Raw genomic sequence first — 15,195 nt, forward strand, 5'->3', positions numbered from 1 at the left:
GATTAACCGCCAAACTTCTTGCGGATCTGCTGGACGGTGCGCAGCTGAGCTGCAGCCTCGGCCAGACGTGCGGACGCAGCTCCGTAGTCGAAATCTGCGCTCTTCTCATGCAGAGCAGCTTCGGCAGCCTTGAGAGCTGCTTGAGCCTGAGCTTCATCCAGGTCGGCGGCACGTTGCACGGTATCGGCAAGCACCTTGACCATGTTCGGCTGAACCTCGAGGAAACCACCGGAGATGTAGAACACCTCGGCTTCCCCGCCTTGCTTGATCAGGCGGATCGGACCCGGCTTGAGATTCGTGATCAGCGGCGCGTGGCCCAGAGCGATACCAAGATCACCCAGAGCACCGTGCGCAATCACCATCTCGACCAGGCCGGAAAAGATTTCTCCTTCCGCGCTGACGATATCGCAATGGACTGTCATAGCCATCTGATTGCCTCAACCTAAATGAGCGCCCGTTGCCGGGCGCCGGGATTACAGTTTCTTGGCTTTCTCGATCGCTTCTTCGATGCCGCCAACCATGTAGAACGCTTGTTCTGGCAGGTGGTCGTAGTCACCGTTGAGGATGCCTTTGAAGCCAGCAATGGTGTCTTTCAGGGAAACGTATTTACCCGAAGCACCGGTGAAGACTTCAGCCACGAAGAACGGCTGCGACAAGAAACGCTGGATCTTACGAGCACGGTTTACCAACTGCTTGTCGGCTTCCGACAGCTCGTCCATACCCAGGATCGCGATGATGTCCTTCAGTTCTTTGTAACGCTGCAGCACGTACTGAACACCACGAGCGGTCTCGTAGTGATCGTTGCCGATCACGTTCGGGTCCAGCTGACGCGAAGTCGAGTCCAGTGGGTCTACCGCTGGGTAGATACCCAGGGAAGCGATGTCACGGGACAGAACGACGGTGGCGTCCAAGTGAGCAAACGTGGTCGCTGGCGACGGGTCAGTCAAGTCGTCCGCAGGTACGTATACCGCTTGGATCGAAGTGATCGAACCTTCCTTGGTCGAAGTGATACGTTCTTGCAGAACGCCCATCTCTTCAGCCAGGGTCGGCTGGTAACCTACTGCCGAAGGCATACGGCCCAGCAGTGCGGATACTTCAGTACCGGCCAGGGTGTAACGATAGATGTTGTCGACGAACAGCAGAACGTCGTTACCTTCGTCACGGAACTTCTCGGCCATGGTCAGGCCGGTCAGTGCTACGCGCAGACGGTTTCCCGGCGGCTCGTTCATCTGACCGTAAACCAGTGCCACTTTGTCCAGAACGTTGGAGTCCTTCATCTCGTGGTAGAAGTCGTTACCCTCACGAGTACGCTCACCCACACCGGCGAACACGGAATAACCGCTGTGCTCGATGGCGATGTTACGGATCAGTTCCATCATGTTTACGGTTTTGCCTACACCGGCACCACCGAACAGACCGACTTTACCGCCTTTGGCAAACGGGCAAACCAGGTCGATAACCTTGATGCCGGTTTCCAGCAGGTCGTTGCCGCCTGCCTGTTCAGCGAACGAAGGCGCTGGACGGTGAATGCCCCAACGCTCGTCGGTGTCAATCGGGCCAGCTTCGTCGATCGGGTTACCGAGGACGTCCATGATCCGGCCCAGGGTCGCTTTACCGACCGGTACGGAGATGGCTGCGCCAGAATCGGTAACTTCCAGACCGCGCTTCAAGCCCTCGGTGGAACCCATCGCAATGGTGCGAACCACGCCGTCGCCCAGCTGTTGCTGAACTTCCAGAGTGGTTGCGGCCGCGCTTTGAACTGTCAGCGCGTTGTAGATGCTCGGTACGCTGTCGCGTGGAAATTCCACGTCGATAACGGCGCCGATGATTTGAACGATACGTCCGCTACTCATAGCTGGATCCTCTGAATATTTGAACCGTTAAACCGCGGCAGCGCCGCCGACGATTTCCGAGATCTCTTGGGTGATCGCAGCCTGACGCGCCTTGTTGTAGATCAGCTGCAAATCGCTGATCAAATCACCGGCGTTGTCGGTAGCGTTCTTCATCGCGATCATCCGCGCAGCTTGTTCAGCCGCGTTGTTCTCGACCACCGCCTGGTAGACCTGCGACTCCACGTAACGGACCATCAAGCCGTCCAGCAGCTCCTTGGCATCCGGTTCGTAGAGATAGTCCCAGTGGTGCTTGAGTTCTTGATCCGGGGTTGCCACCAGTGGAATCAACTGCTCCACGGTAGGCTGTTGCGTCATGGTGTTGATGAACTTGTTGGATACCACGGACAGGCGGTCAATACGGCCGTCCAGATAAGCATCCAGCATCACCTTGACGCTGCCGATCAGATCATTGATCGACGGCTCTTCACCCAGGTGGCTGATAGCTGCAACGACGTTACCGCCGAAGTTGCGGAAAAAGGCCGCACCCTTGCTACCAACGACACACAGATCAATCTCGACGCCGTTTTCGCGGTTTACCGCCATGTCCTTGACCAGGGCCTTGAACAGGTTGGTGTTCAAGCCGCCGCACAGACCACGGTCACTGCTCACTACGACATAACCAACGCGCTTGATGGCGCGGTCGATCATGAACGGGTGGCGGTATTCCGGGTTGGCGTTGGCCAGATGCCCAATTACCTGGCGGATACGCTCCGCATAAGGACGGCTAGCAGCCATGCGCATTTGTGCCTTGCGCATTTTGCTGACCGCCACTTTTTCCATGGCGCTGGTAATCTTTTGCGTGCTTTTGATGCTCGCAATCTTACTGCGAATCTCTTTTGCGCCTGCCATGTAACACCTATCAGGTTAGCAAGCGGGAGCCTTGCGGCTCCCGCTGCGGCTTACCAGGTTTGGGTGGCCTTGAACTTCTCGATACCGGCTTTCATGCCAGCGTCGATTTCGTCATTGAAGTCACCCTTCACGTTGATCTTCGCCATCAAATCGGCGTGATCGCGGTTGAAGAAAGCAATCAGCGCTTGTTCGAAGCTGCCGATCTTGGCGATTTCAACGTCAGTCAGGAACCCACGCTCAGCGGCATACAGCGACAGCGCCATGTCAGCGATCGACATTGGTGCGTATTGCTTCTGCTTCATCAGCTCGGTAACGCGCTGACCATGCTCAAGTTGCTTACGGGTCGCTTCGTCCAGGTCAGAAGCGAACTGGGCGAATGCCGCCAGTTCACGGTACTGAGCCAGAGCGGTACGGATACCACCGGACAGCTTCTTGATGATCTTGGTCTGAGCGGCACCACCCACACGGGATACCGAAACACCGGCGTTCACTGCAGGGCGGATGCCCGAGTTGAACATGGCCGATTCCAGGAAGATCTGACCGTCGGTGATGGAAATCACGTTGGTCGGAACGAACGCGGAAACGTCGCCAGCCTGGGTTTCGATGATCGGCAGTGCGGTCAGGGAACCGGTTTTGCCGGTCACTGCGCCGTTGGTGAACTTCTCTACGTATTCTTCCGAAACGCGGGATGCGCGCTCCAGCAGACGGGAGTGGAGATAGAACACGTCGCCTGGGTAAGCTTCACGGCCTGGTGGACGGCGCAGCAGCAGGGAAATCTGGCGGTAAGCCACTGCTTGCTTGGACAGATCGTCATAAACGATCAGCGCGTCTTCACCGCGGTCGCGGAAGAATTCACCCATGGTGCAACCGGAGTACGGTGCCAGGAATTGCAGCGCAGGAGATTCCGAAGCACTGGCAGCCACGATGATCGTGTTGGCCAGGGCGCCGTTTTCTTCCAGCTTGCGAACCACGTTGGCGATGGTCGATTGTTTCTGACCGATTGCAACGTAGACGCAGAAAATGCCGCTGTCTTTCTGGTTGATGATCGCGTCGATCGCCAGAGCGGTCTTACCGATCTGACGGTCACCGATGATCAGCTCACGCTGGCCACGGCCGACAGGGATCATGGCATCGACAGCCTTGTAGCCAGTCTGTACAGGCTGGTCTACCGACTTACGCCAGATCACGCCTGGAGCAACTTTCTCGACCGCGTCGGTCAAGGTGTTGTTCAGCGGACCTTTGCCGTCAACAGGGTTACCCAGTGCGTCGACAACGCGACCCAGCAGTTCCTTACCAACCGGAACTTCGAGGATGCGGCCGGTGCACTTGGCGCTCATGCCTTCAGCCAGAGACTGGTAGGAGCCCAATACAACGGCACCTACGGAGTCTTGCTCCAGGTTGAGGGCCATACCGTAGACGCCGCCCGGAAACTCGATCATCTCGCCGTACATGACGTCGGCCAGACCGTGAATCCGCACGATGCCGTCAGATACGCTGACGACAGTGCCTTCGTTACGGGCTTGGGAGGTCACATCGAGCTTGTCGATGCGGCCCTTGATAATTTCACTTATTTCGGAAGGATTGAGTTGCTGCATTGCTCTGCTGCCCCTTCAAACTCAAGATTTCAATGCTTCGGCAAGTTTCGCGATTTTGCCGCGAATCGAGCCATCGATAACCAGGTCGCCGGCGCGGATAACGACACCACCTATAAGGGCAGCATCCTCCGCAACTTGCAGGCGCACTTCCCGGTTGAGTCGTGCACTGAGAACCTTGGCGAGTTTGTCTTGCTGTTCTTGGTTCAATGCAAAAGCACTGGTCACTTCAACGTCTACCGATTTCTCTTGTTCGGCCTTGTACAGGTCGAACAGAGCAGCAATCTCCGGCAGAAGCGGGAGACGGTCGTTTTCGGCAACGACATTGATGAAGTTCTGTGCCTTGGCATCAAACTTGTCGCCGCACACGTCAATGAACGTGGCGGCCTTTTCTGCGCTCGTCAGTCGCGGGGCCTTGAGCACGCGCTGCATGGTGTCGTCTTGCGACACCGCTGCAGCCAGGCCGAGCATGGCTGACCAATTGGCCAGTTGCTGGTGGGCCTGAGCGTGCTCGAAGGCCGCCTTAGCGTAAGGTCGGGCCAACGTGGTCAGTTCTGCCATGATCGCCCTCGCTTAGATTTCAGCAGCCAGTTGGTTAACCAGCTCTGCGTGCGCGTTTTGATCGATTGTGGCACCCAGGATCTTCTCGGCGCCGCCGACAGCCAGCAAGCCCACTTGGGCGCGCAGCTTGTCTTTGACACTGTTCAGTTCCTGTTCGATCTCGGCTTGAGCCTGAACCTTCACACGGTCAGCGTCGACGCGGGCCTTTTCAACGGCCTCTTCGACAATCTGGTTACCGCGTTTCTTGGCTTGCTCGATGATTTCAGCTGCCTGAGCTTTCGCTTCGCGCAGTTGCTGACCCGCTTTCTCTTGGGCCAACTCCAGGTCGCGAGCTGCTCGGCTGGCAGCGTCCAGACCATCAGCGATCTTCTTTTGACGTTCGTGCAGAGCTGCGATGACCGGAGGCCATACGAACTTCATGCAGAACAGTACAAAAATCAGGAACGCAACGGACTGGCCAATCAGGGTCGCATTAATGTTCACGCCAACACCTCGCAGTTACGTTGTCCATCACACCAAATCACTCGGAAAATCCGAATGATTAGCCAGCGATTTGACCAACGAACGGGTTCGCAAAGGTGAAGAACAGAGCGATACCAACACCGATCATGGTTACGGCGTCGAGCAGACCGGCAACGATGAACATTTTAACTTGCAGCATTGGAACCATTTCTGGCTGACGCGCTGCGCCTTCCAGGAACTTGCCGCCCAGCAGGCCGAAACCAATTGCGGTACCCAGTGCGCCCAGGCCGATCAACAGTGCAACAGCGATAGCGGTTAGACCAACTACAGTTTCCATCTTTCCTCCCGACTTTTACGTCGTATGGTTTAGGTTTTTTAGATTAAAGCGGTAAAACAAATCGTTTCATGGTGCCCCGTGAGGAGCCCCTTCCCGTTTTACCGGGAAGGACATCAGACTAGTCGAGACTGGTCTTAATGGTTTTCTTCGTGCGCCATCGACAGGTAGACGATGGTCAGCATCATGAAGATGAACGCCTGCAGGGTGATGATCAGGATGTGGAACACAGCCCACGCCCACTGCAGAACAACGCCCAGGCCGCTGAGCCAGAGCAGGCCGCTGCCGAACATCACAGCGATCAGGATGAACACCAGCTCGCCGGCATACATGTTGCCGAACAGACGCAGAGCCAGAGAGATCGGTTTGGCGATCAGGGTCACGAATTCCAGCAGGAAGTTCACCGGGATCAGCAGCGCCTGAACGAAGATGTTCTTGCTGCCGAACGGGTGCAGGGTCAGCTCGCCGATGAAGCCGCCGAGGCCCTTGACCTTGATGCTATAGAAAATGATCAGTGCGAAAACCGAGAACGCCATGCCCAGGGTCGCGTTCGGGTCGGTAGTCGACACGGCGCGGAACGGGATGTGGTGATCGCCGGAAATCAGGATGGCCAGCTGAGGAATCCAGTCGACCGGTACCAGGTCGACGGCGTTCATCAGGAACACCCAGACGAAGATGGTCAGTGCCAGCGGTGCAATCACCGGGCTACGGCCATGGAAGCTGTCTTTCACGCTGCCATCGACGAATTCGACCAGCACTTCAACGAAGTTCTGCAGTGCACCTGGCTGACCGGAAGTCGCCTTCTTGGCCGCCATGCGGAAAAGAAGAACGAAAATCAGACCCAGCGCGACCGACCAGCCGAGGGTATCGACGTGGAAAGCCCAGAAGCCCATTTCCTTGGCTTCTGCTGCGGTGTGGGCAAAGCCCCAGCCGCCGTTGGGTAGCTGACCAAAGGTCAGGTTCTGCAAGTGGTGCTGGATATAGCCCGAAGCGGTTGTTTCTGCCATGGTTGCCTCAAACGCCCTAAGGTCTCGAAAGTCTTGTTCTCATCAGCAGGGGAGCGAACCAGCTGACCGACTGAGTCAGCACGAAGGCGCCGAATACAGCAATCGGCGCCAGTGGCTTCACACCTGCAAACACCAGTGCAAACAGCACTGCCGTCAAAATCAGTTTGCCTGCCTCGCCGGCGTAGAACGACCGGACGATGGACTGGGCTGCTCGGGCGCCGGAAAACCGAAATGCCTTGTGAGCGAAATAAACATTGGGCAGCAAGGCTATCAGGCCTCCGCAAAGTCCCGAGTATCCGGCAACGACTCCGTGCCATTGCCAGAGCGCCAAAGCGGCAATGAGCAAAATGACAAATTGAGCCATTAACACCGGAAAAACCGCCAGGCGATGGAACGGCAGGCGGTTTGGCTTGCGGGTTTCCATCACTATTGCTCTCCAATGGTCGGCTGCCGAAATTCAATAACTTGGCATAATTTGTGCCGACAAAATGCGCGCAGAGTATAGGGGCGGTTCTGCCCCTATTCAACTGTCAGGTAGTGATTTCCGACTGCGCGCTACAAGAGGAATTGTTTCAGCGGATGTGTGCGAGCACACCCTGAAGCTCATCGAGAGAGTTGTAACCGATCACCAACTGACCCTTTCCCTTCTTCCCGTGGCGGATCTGCACCGCAGAGCCTAGGCGCTCGGCCAGACGTTGCTCGAGGCGAGCGATATCCGGGTCGGGTTTGGAGGGTTCGACGGGCTCGGGTTTGCCACTTAACCACTGACGAACCAGTGCTTCAGTCTGGCGCACGGTAAGACCGCGTGCGACAACATGTCGCGCCCCTTCCACCTGCTGATTGTCCGGCAGACCGAGCAATGCACGGGCATGGCCCATTTCCAGGTCGCCGTGGGACAGCATGGTCTTGATGACTTCCGGCAGCGCAATCAGGCGCAGCAGGTTGGCCACCGTGACGCGGGACTTACCCACAGCCTCGGCGACCTGTTGCTGGGTGAGCTGGAATTCCTGCTGCAAGCGCTGCAGGGCCACCGCTTCTTCGATCGGATTCAGGTCTTCGCGCTGGATGTTCTCGATCAGCGCAATGGCGATCGCGGTTTCATCCGGCACATCACGGACCATGGCCGGGATGGTTTCCTGCCCGGCCTGCTGGCTTGCACGCCAGCGACGTTCACCGGCGATGATTTCAAAGCGGCCACCACCAATCGGGCGAACCACGATCGGCTGCATCACGCCCTGGGCCTTGATCGACTGCGCCAGCTCTTCCAGCGCCTGCGGATCCATGTCCCGGCGTGGCTGATACTTGCCGCGCTGCAACAGGTCCAGTGGCAGGTGCTGCAACTCACGGCTGTCAGCCTGCGCCGCTTGTTCTTCCAGCGAGCTGACAGTCGGACCGCTCAGCAGTGCATCCAGTCCTCGTCCGAGACCTCGTTTCTTGACGGCCATGGGGATTCCTTAAGTTGGCTGAGCAGCGGCGATGCGTGAATTTTTGCGCTGACGGCGAACCATCTCGCCCGCCAGGGCCAGATAGGCCAGCGCGCCACGCGATTGCTTGTCGTAGGCCAGCGCCGGCATACCGTAGCTCGGGGCTTCGGCCAGGCGGATGTTGCGCGGGATCACCGTGTCGTACAGCTGATCGCCGAAGTGTTCCTTGAGCTGGGCCGATACATCGTTCATCAGGCTCAGGCGCGGGTCGTACATGGTCCGCAGCAGGCCTTCGACTTTCAGGTTCGGGTTCAGCAGTTCGGCAATGCGCTTGATGTTATCCACAAGGTCGCTCAAACCTTCGAGCGCAAAGTACTCGCACTGCATGGGGATAATCACCCCGTCAGCGGCGACCAGTGCGTTCAGCGTGAGCATCGACAGCGACGGCGGGCAGTCGATCAGAATGTAATCGTAGTTTTCACGGATCGGCGCCAGCGCGCTGCGCAGACGACTTTCCTTCATCTGCATTTCCAGCAGCACCACTTCGGCCGCCGTCAGATCGCGGTTGGCCGGCAACAGTTGATAACCACCGTGTTCGGAGTAGTGCATGGCCTGGGCCAGATCGCATTCGCCGATCAGCAGGTCGTAGACCGAGTTTTCCAGGCCATGTTTATCCACACCGCTACCCATGGTGGCGTTGCCCTGTGGATCGAGATCGATCAACAGCACCCGGCGCTTGGTCGCGACCAGGGATGCTGCGAGGTTGATGCAGGTGGTGGTCTTGCCCACACCACCCTTCTGGTTCGCTATCGCGAATACCTTAGCCATTCTTGCTTGTGTTCCCAATCATGCCGTGCGGCGCAGTATCAGCAGATGGCGTTGGCCTTGGCAACCGGGTACGGCCAGGGCGTGTTCGCTATCGAGTTTGAAGTCTGCCGGCAATGCTACCAGCTCATCGGCCGGATGGACGCCCTTCATTGCCAGCCAGCGTGTATCGGCGTCGCCAAGGTGGCGAGTCCAGTTGGTGAAGTTCTCCATGCTGCTGAACGCCCGGGAAATGATCCCGTTGAACGGCTGTGCAGGCTGGAACGCTTCGACGCGACTGTGGATAACTTGCAGGTTATCCAGTTTGAGTTCGAGTTTGACCTGGGTCAGGAAGCGGGTTTTCTTGCCGTTGCTGTCCAGGCAGGTCACTTGCGAGTCCGGATACAGGATCGCCAAAGGGATCCCCGGCATGCCGCCGCCGCTACCGACGTCCAGCCAGCGGCCGTTTTCGATGAACGACATCACGCTGAGGCTATCGAGCAAGTGACGGGAAACCATTTCGTCCGGATCGCGGACGGCGGTCAGGTTGTAGGCCTGGTTCCATTTGATCAACAGGGCCAGATAACCCAGCAGCAATTCGTGCTGGGTTTCAGTGAGATTGACACCGAGCTCGCGGGCTCCTGTGGATAACTCTTCGGCGTGTTGCGAAGTGACCTTAGAACTCAAGCGCTTTGCTCCAACTGACGGCCCGCGCCGCGTTTTTTCAAATGAATCATCAACAGCGAAATCGCTGCCGGGGTCACACCCGGGATCCGCGAAGCCTGGCCCAGCGTCTCGGGACGAGTCGCGCCAAGCTTGCTCTGGATCTCCTTGGAGAGACCGGAAATGTTGGTGTAATCGATATCCACAGGCAGTTTCGTGTCTTCGCTTGCACGCAGACGGGCGATTTCGTCCTGTTGACGGTCGATGTAACCGGCGTATTTGGTCTTGATTTCGACCTGTTCGGCGACCTGTGGATCTTCGGCGCCCTGCCCGGTCACTTCGACCAGACCAGCGTAGTCGATTTCCGGACGACTCAAGAGGTTGAGCAAGTTGTATTCGTGAGTCAGCGGCGTGCCGAATTTCTCGGCAATCGCATCGCCCTGCTGCGTATTCGGGCGAACCCAAGTGCTTTTCAGGCGCTGTTCTTCGAGTTCGATGCTTTCGCGTTTCTTGCAGAACGCTGCCCAACGCGCGTCATCGACCAGACCCAGTTCGCGACCTTTTTCGGTCAGACGCAGGTCGGCGTTGTCCTCACGCAGGATCAGGCGGTATTCGGCACGGGAAGTGAACATGCGGTACGGCTCTTGGGTACCGAGGGTGATCAGGTCGTCGACCAATACTCCGATGTACGCTTCATCGCGACGCGGGCACCAGGCTTCTTTGCCTTTCGCACGCAACGCGGCGTTCGCGCCGGCCAGCAAACCCTGGGCGCCGGCTTCTTCGTAACCGGTGGTGCCGTTGATCTGGCCAGCGAAGAACAGACCGCCGATAACTTTGGTTTCCAGGCTGTACTTCAGGTCGCGCGGATCGAAGTAGTCGTATTCGATCGCATAACCCGGACGCACGATGTGCGCGTTTTCCATGCCGCGGATCGATTGCACGATCTGCAATTGCACGTCGAACGGCAGGCTTGTGGATATCCCGTTCGGATACAGCTCATGGGTGGTCAGACCTTCCGGTTCGATGAACACCTGATGGCTTTCCTTGTCGGCAAAGCGGTGGATCTTGTCTTCAATCGAAGGGCAATAACGCGGACCAATGCCTTCAATCTCGCCGGCCGCGGAATACATCGGCGAACGATCGAGGTTCGCGGCGATGATTTCGTGGGTGCGGGCGTTGGTGTGAGTAATCCAGCAGCTGACCTGACGTGGATGCTGTTCCTTGTTGCCCATGAACGACATCACCGGGATCGGCGTATCACCCGGTTGCTCGGTCATCACCGAGAAATCCACAGACTTGCCGTCGATACGCGGAGGCGTACCGGTTTTCAGGCGACCGACACGCAGCGGCAGTTCACGCAGACGGTGCGCCAGGGCGATCGACGGCGGATCACCGGCGCGACCGCCAGAGAAATTCTGCAAACCGATGTGGATAAGTCCGCCCAGGAACGTACCAGTAGTCAGCACAACGGAATCAGCGAAGAAACGCAGACCCATTTGCGTGACAACACCGCGTACTTGTTCCTGCTCGACGATCAGGTCGTCAGCGGCTTGTTGAAATATCCACAGGTTCGGTTGGTTTTCCAGAATTTCGCGGACAGCGGCTTTGTACAAAATCCGGTCGGCTTGCGCACGGGTCGCTCGTACGGCCGGGCCTTTGCGGCTGTTCAACACGCGAAACTGGATGCCGCCCTTATCGGTGGCCATGGCCATCGCGCCGCCGAGGGCGTCGATTTCCTTGACCAGATGGCTTTTGCCGATGCCACCGATGGCCGGGTTGCAACTCATGGCTCCGAGGGTTTCCACGTTATGCGTCAGCAGAAGGGTTTTTGCACCCATGCGTGCTGAGGCCAGTGCTGCCTCGGTACCGGCATGACCGCCGCCGATGACGATCACTTCAAAACGGGAAGGGAAATCCACCACGCACCTCGTGCCTGCTTAAGTAGGTAATTCAGGAATAGTTTGAGATCAGGTTTCTGGACCTGGTCGATAAGTATAGGGACTTCGCCCTTCCTAAAGAACCCTTTGCACAAAAATTAACCAGCTGTGGAGAACTCGCGGTTAAAAGAATAAAAAAGAGAGAAATTTATAAAACCTTTGTTTTAAAGCTTATTCTTACTGCCCAACATTTCTGTGGATAGATTGCTACAGGCCTTAATATTCAATATGTACAGCGATTCAAAACCCTGTGCCCATGTGGTCAGGAGGCCCTTGGATAACCGGTGTAAGCCTGTGGATGAATGAGGTGGTTATCCACAGAGGCAGTTATGTTCAGTTTTCAGGCCCTGTTATCAACTGCCCTCAGCAGCAGTTATTCACAGGGCTTAATCCACAGAAATCGGACGAATGAAGGAATCGCGGACGCGGAAAATCCGCTCAGGAACAGAAAATCTGTCCGGCACTGGAGGAAGGGAAGTCAAAGAGGAGAGACAGACAGGTCGCGAATGGACCTGTCTGTGGACAACGGAAGGGCTATTTACCGATGCAGAAGCTGGAAAAGATCCGTCCCAGCAGATCATCAGAGCTGAACGCCCCGGTAATTTCCCCGAGGGAATGCTGAGCCTGGCGCAGATCTTCTGCCAACAGTTCGCCGGCACCCGCCAGAGTCAGCTGCGCGCGACCGTGTTCAAGAGCCGCACTAGCATGACGCAAGGCTTCAAGGTGACGACGGCGTGCGCTGAAGCTGCTTTCCGAGGTCTGCTCGTAACCCATGCAGGCCTTCAGGTGATCACGCAGCAGGTCCAGGCCTTCACCGGCAGACTTGGCGCTCAGGCTGATGGTCACGTGGCCATCTTCACTGACTTCCAGGGCAATGGCTTCACCGGTGAGATCGGCCTTGTTGCGAATCAGGGTGACCTTCGCCGGATCTGGTCGGGTTTCAAGGAATTCTGGCCACAACGCGAACGGATCCGCAGCTTCCGGGGCCGTAGCATCGACCACCAACAGCACTCGATCGGCTTCGCCGATGGCCTTCAACGCTCGCTCGACACCAATCTTTTCCACATGGTCGTCGGTATCACGCAAACCGGCGGTGTCCACGACATGCAGTGGCATGCCGTCGATGTGGATATGTTCGCGCAGGATATCCCGGGTGGTGCCGGCGATTTCAGTCACGATGGCGGCTTCTCGACCGGCCAATGCGTTGAGCAGACTGGATTTGCCGGCATTCGGACGACCGGCGATCACCACGGTCATGCCGTCACGCAGCAATGCACCCTGTCCGGCTTCGCGCAAGACGGTGGATAACTCGTCACGAACCTTGTCGAGCATGCTCAGCACGTGGCCATCGGCGAGGAAGTCGATTTCTTCTTCCGGGAAATCGATGGCTGCCTCGACATAAATCCTCAAGCCGATCAGTTGTTCGGTGAGGTTATGCACACGCTGGGAAAACGCACCCTGTAAGGAACGCAACGCGTTGCGTGCAGCCTGTGCAGAACTGGCTTCGATCAGGTCGGCGATGGCCTCGGCCTGGGCCAGGTCGAGTTTGTCATTGAGGAAGGCGCGTTCACTGAATTCACCGGGACGGGCCAGGCGACAGCCCAGTTCCAGGCAGCGCTTGAGCAACATGTCGAGGACGATCGGACCACCGTGGCCCTGCAGTTCCAGCACATCCTCGCCGGTGAACGAGTTCGGCCCGGGGAAATACAGCGCCAGACCTTCATCCAGCACCTGTTGATCGTCACTGAAGAACGGGCCGTAGTGGGCAAACCGCGGTTTCAGTTCGCGGCCGCTGATGGCTTTGGCCGCAACGCTGGCCAGCGGCCCGGAAATTCGAACGATGCCCACGCCGCCACGGCCCTGAGCGGTGGCGACGGCTGCGATGGTTTCACGAGGTGCGCTCATAAACCGGTATCCAGACAAAAGTGGCAGATAGCAAAACGCCCCACTAGGGGGCGTTTTGAGTGGTGTTATCCACAGAGTAAGTTACGCCTCGGCTTTTTTCGTCGCCGCTTCGATCTTACGCGTGATGTACCACTGTTGAGCAATCGACAGGCAGTTGTTCACAACCCAGTACAGCACCAGACCAGCCGGGAACCACAGGAAGAAGAACGTGAAGATGATTGGCATCATTTTCATGACCTTGGCCTGCATCGGATCCGGAGGAGTCGGGTTCAGACGCTGCTGGATGAACATGGTCGCGCCCATGATGATCGGCAGGATGAAGAACGGATCCTTGATCGACAGGTCGGTAATCCACAGCATGAACGGCGCCTGGCGCATTTCCACGCTTTCCAGCAGAACCCAGTACAGCGAAAGGAAAACCGGCATCTGCACCAGGATCGGCAAGCAGCCACCCAGCGGATTGATCTTCTCTTTCTTGTACAGCTCCATCATGGCTTGCGACATTTTCTGCCGGTCATCGCCATGTTGCTCTTTCAGTGCAGCCAGTTTCGGAGCCACCGCACGCATGCGGGCCATCGATTTGTAGCTGGCGGCCGACAGAGGGAAGAAAATCCCCTTGATCAGCATGGTCAGGAAGATGATCGACCAGCCCCAGTTGCCGACGATGGCGTGGATATGTTGCAGCAGCCAGAAGATTGGCTGGGCAATGAACCACAGAATGCCGTAGTCGACGGTCAGTTCCAGACCTGGGGACAACTCTTTCAGCACTGCCTGGCTTTTCGGACCGGCGTACAGAACAGCGCTGGTCTCGACTTTTGCACCCGGTGCAGCGGTCAACGAAGGACCGGTGTAACCGATGATGTAGTTGCCTTTGCTGTCTTTACGGGTCTGAACGACGTTGTTTTCGCCTTTCGGAGCAACCCATGCAGTCACGAAGTAGTGTTGCAGCCAAGCTACCCAGCCACCGGTGACGGTTTCCTTGAGCTGACCTTTGTCCATGTCCTTCATGGACACTTTCTTGTACGGCTCGGAACTTGTCCACAGGGCGGCGCCCAGGTAAGTCGCGGTGCCGGTAGCAGTGGTCGACGATGGATCGGCGCTTGCATCGCGTTTCAGCTGGGCAAACATCGAACCGGACCAAGGCTGAGCGCTCTGGTTGTCGATCAGATAAGTGACGGTCACGTCATACAGGCCACGTTTCAGGGTGAAACGCTTGATGTAGTTGACGCCGTCCTTGCTGAACTTCAGGTCGACGACCAATTGGTCCTGACCGTCAGCCAGTTGATAAGTCTTCTTCTCCGAGGAGTAGATCGGGCGACCGGCCGGGCTTGCGTCCGGACCGTTGGTGCCGATCAGACCGCTTTGCGCCAGATAAGTACGCTCGCCGCCGTTGTCGAACAGCTGGAACGGAACGTCCGGACGATCCTGACGACGTGGATACAGAGGCAAGGTCAGTTGAGCAACATCGCCACCCTGTGGATCGATCGACAGATCGAGCACGTCGGTTTTGATCTGGATCAGATCCTTGCTGGCGGCGACCGGCGTTTCGGCAGGTGCGCTGGTATCGCTTGCGGCGCGCGGAATATCGTCACTGGCGGCAGCGTTATTGCCAGTGGCGGTGTCCGGCAAACCGGATGTAGTCGTACTGGAAGCAACATTCTGAGTCGGCAGGGCAGCCTGACCATAGTCCTGGTTCCATTTAAGAACCATGACGTAGGACACGATTGCCAGGGCGACGATCAGGATCGTGCGTTTGATATCCATG

Annotated in this window: 15 protein-coding genes; all 15 read right to left on the bottom strand. The window is 57.3% G+C overall.

Going from position 1 to position 15,195, the window contains the following annotated elements; translation table 11 throughout:
- Positions 1-2 precede the first annotated feature (2 nt).
- The 15 genes from AC1RME_RS03085 to yidC all read right to left on the bottom strand — a co-directional run bounded on the left by AC1RME_RS03085 (position 3) and on the right by yidC (position 15,194).
- Positions 3-428 (bottom strand): F0F1 ATP synthase subunit epsilon, encoded by a 426-nt coding sequence (locus tag AC1RME_RS03085; RefSeq protein WP_007954164.1) that lies wholly within the window; start codon positions 426-428, stop codon positions 3-5.
- Positions 429-473: 45 nt separating this feature from the next.
- Positions 474-1,853, bottom strand: coding sequence for a F0F1 ATP synthase subunit beta (atpD, locus tag AC1RME_RS03090; RefSeq protein ID WP_096822377.1), 1,380 nt, complete (start codon positions 1,851-1,853; stop codon positions 474-476).
- 27 nt (positions 1,854-1,880) lie between these two features.
- Positions 1,881-2,741 (bottom strand): F0F1 ATP synthase subunit gamma, encoded by an 861-nt coding sequence (gene atpG / locus AC1RME_RS03095; RefSeq protein ID WP_092297368.1) that lies wholly within the window; start codon positions 2,739-2,741, stop codon positions 1,881-1,883.
- A 50-nt stretch (positions 2,742-2,791) separates the two neighbouring features.
- Positions 2,792-4,336: a F0F1 ATP synthase subunit alpha gene (gene atpA, locus AC1RME_RS03100; RefSeq protein ID WP_096822378.1), complete on the bottom strand. Its 1,545-nt coding sequence runs from the start codon at positions 4,334-4,336 to the stop codon at positions 2,792-2,794.
- A 21-nt stretch (positions 4,337-4,357) separates the two neighbouring features.
- Entirely contained in the window at positions 4,358-4,894 is a 537-nt protein-coding gene (locus AC1RME_RS03105) for a F0F1 ATP synthase subunit delta (protein WP_007911956.1), read from the bottom strand.
- A gap of 12 nt (positions 4,895-4,906) precedes the next feature.
- The gene (locus AC1RME_RS03110; protein WP_007954149.1) at positions 4,907-5,377 is read right to left on the bottom strand and encodes a F0F1 ATP synthase subunit B; all 471 of its coding nucleotides are present in this window, start codon (positions 5,375-5,377) and stop codon (positions 4,907-4,909) included.
- A gap of 58 nt (positions 5,378-5,435) precedes the next feature.
- Entirely contained in the window at positions 5,436-5,693 is a 258-nt protein-coding gene (gene atpE / locus AC1RME_RS03115) for a F0F1 ATP synthase subunit C (RefSeq protein WP_003097235.1), read from the bottom strand.
- Between the two features lie 134 nt (positions 5,694-5,827).
- A complete protein-coding gene (gene atpB, locus AC1RME_RS03120) occupies positions 5,828-6,697 on the bottom strand; it encodes a F0F1 ATP synthase subunit A (protein WP_007954148.1) in 870 nt (289 codons plus the stop codon).
- 16 nt (positions 6,698-6,713) lie between these two features.
- Positions 6,714-7,121 carry a F0F1 ATP synthase subunit I gene (locus AC1RME_RS03125; RefSeq protein WP_003229783.1) on the bottom strand — a complete coding sequence of 136 codons (408 nt, stop codon included), beginning with the start codon at positions 7,119-7,121 and terminating at the stop codon, positions 6,714-6,716.
- Between the two features lie 148 nt (positions 7,122-7,269).
- The gene (locus AC1RME_RS03130) at positions 7,270-8,142 is read right to left on the bottom strand and encodes a ParB/RepB/Spo0J family partition protein (RefSeq protein ID WP_064600630.1); all 873 of its coding nucleotides are present in this window, start codon (positions 8,140-8,142) and stop codon (positions 7,270-7,272) included.
- Positions 8,143-8,151: 9 nt separating this feature from the next.
- The gene (locus AC1RME_RS03135) at positions 8,152-8,949 is read right to left on the bottom strand and encodes a ParA family protein (protein WP_007954142.1); all 798 of its coding nucleotides are present in this window, start codon (positions 8,947-8,949) and stop codon (positions 8,152-8,154) included.
- Positions 8,950-8,967: 18 nt separating this feature from the next.
- Positions 8,968-9,612: a 16S rRNA (guanine(527)-N(7))-methyltransferase RsmG gene (rsmG, locus tag AC1RME_RS03140; protein ID WP_007911906.1), complete on the bottom strand. Its 645-nt coding sequence runs from the start codon at positions 9,610-9,612 to the stop codon at positions 8,968-8,970.
- Positions 9,609-11,507: a tRNA uridine-5-carboxymethylaminomethyl(34) synthesis enzyme MnmG gene (mnmG, locus tag AC1RME_RS03145; RefSeq protein ID WP_096822379.1), complete on the bottom strand. Its 1,899-nt coding sequence runs from the start codon at positions 11,505-11,507 to the stop codon at positions 9,609-9,611. The genes rsmG and mnmG overlap by 4 nt, the downstream gene beginning before the upstream one ends.
- Before the next feature lie 552 nt (positions 11,508-12,059).
- The gene (mnmE, locus tag AC1RME_RS03150; protein WP_493070396.1) at positions 12,060-13,430 is read right to left on the bottom strand and encodes a tRNA uridine-5-carboxymethylaminomethyl(34) synthesis GTPase MnmE; all 1,371 of its coding nucleotides are present in this window, start codon (positions 13,428-13,430) and stop codon (positions 12,060-12,062) included.
- An 81-nt stretch (positions 13,431-13,511) separates the two neighbouring features.
- Entirely contained in the window at positions 13,512-15,194 is a 1,683-nt protein-coding gene (gene yidC, locus AC1RME_RS03155; RefSeq protein WP_096822381.1) for a membrane protein insertase YidC, read from the bottom strand.
- Between the last annotated feature and the right edge of the window lies 1 nt (position 15,195).

The sequence above is a fragment of the Pseudomonas sp. GW822-FHT03F08 genome (assembly GCF_058801265.1).

Bases quoted from the DNA above. Each gene is read 5' to 3' on its own strand.
- AC1RME_RS03085 (WP_007954164.1), bottom strand. From the start codon at position 428: ATGGCTATGACAGTCCATTGCGATATCGTCAGCGCGGAAGGAGAAATC.
- atpD (WP_096822377.1), bottom strand. From the start codon at position 1,853: ATGAGTAGCGGACGTATCGTTCAAATCATCGGCGCCGTTATCGACGTG.
- atpG (WP_092297368.1), bottom strand. From the start codon at position 2,741: ATGGCAGGCGCAAAAGAGATTCGCAGTAAGATTGCGAGCATCAAAAGC.
- atpA (WP_096822378.1), bottom strand. From the start codon at position 4,336: ATGCAGCAACTCAATCCTTCCGAAATAAGTGAAATTATCAAGGGCCGC.
- AC1RME_RS03105 (WP_007911956.1), bottom strand. From the start codon at position 4,894: ATGGCAGAACTGACCACGTTGGCCCGACCTTACGCTAAGGCGGCCTTC.
- atpE (WP_003097235.1), bottom strand. From the start codon at position 5,693: ATGGAAACTGTAGTTGGTCTAACCGCTATCGCTGTTGCACTGTTGATC.
- atpB (WP_007954148.1), bottom strand. From the start codon at position 6,697: ATGGCAGAAACAACCGCTTCGGGCTATATCCAGCACCACTTGCAGAAC.
- AC1RME_RS03125 (WP_003229783.1), bottom strand. From the start codon at position 7,121: ATGGAAACCCGCAAGCCAAACCGCCTGCCGTTCCATCGCCTGGCGGTT.
- AC1RME_RS03130 (WP_064600630.1), bottom strand. From the start codon at position 8,142: ATGGCCGTCAAGAAACGAGGTCTCGGACGAGGACTGGATGCACTGCTG.
- AC1RME_RS03135 (WP_007954142.1), bottom strand. From the start codon at position 8,949: ATGGCTAAGGTATTCGCGATAGCGAACCAGAAGGGTGGTGTGGGCAAG.
- mnmE (WP_493070396.1), bottom strand. From the start codon at position 13,430: ATGAGCGCACCTCGTGAAACCATCGCAGCCGTCGCCACCGCTCAGGGC.
- yidC (WP_096822381.1), bottom strand. From the start codon at position 15,194: ATGGATATCAAACGCACGATCCTGATCGTCGCCCTGGCAATCGTGTCC.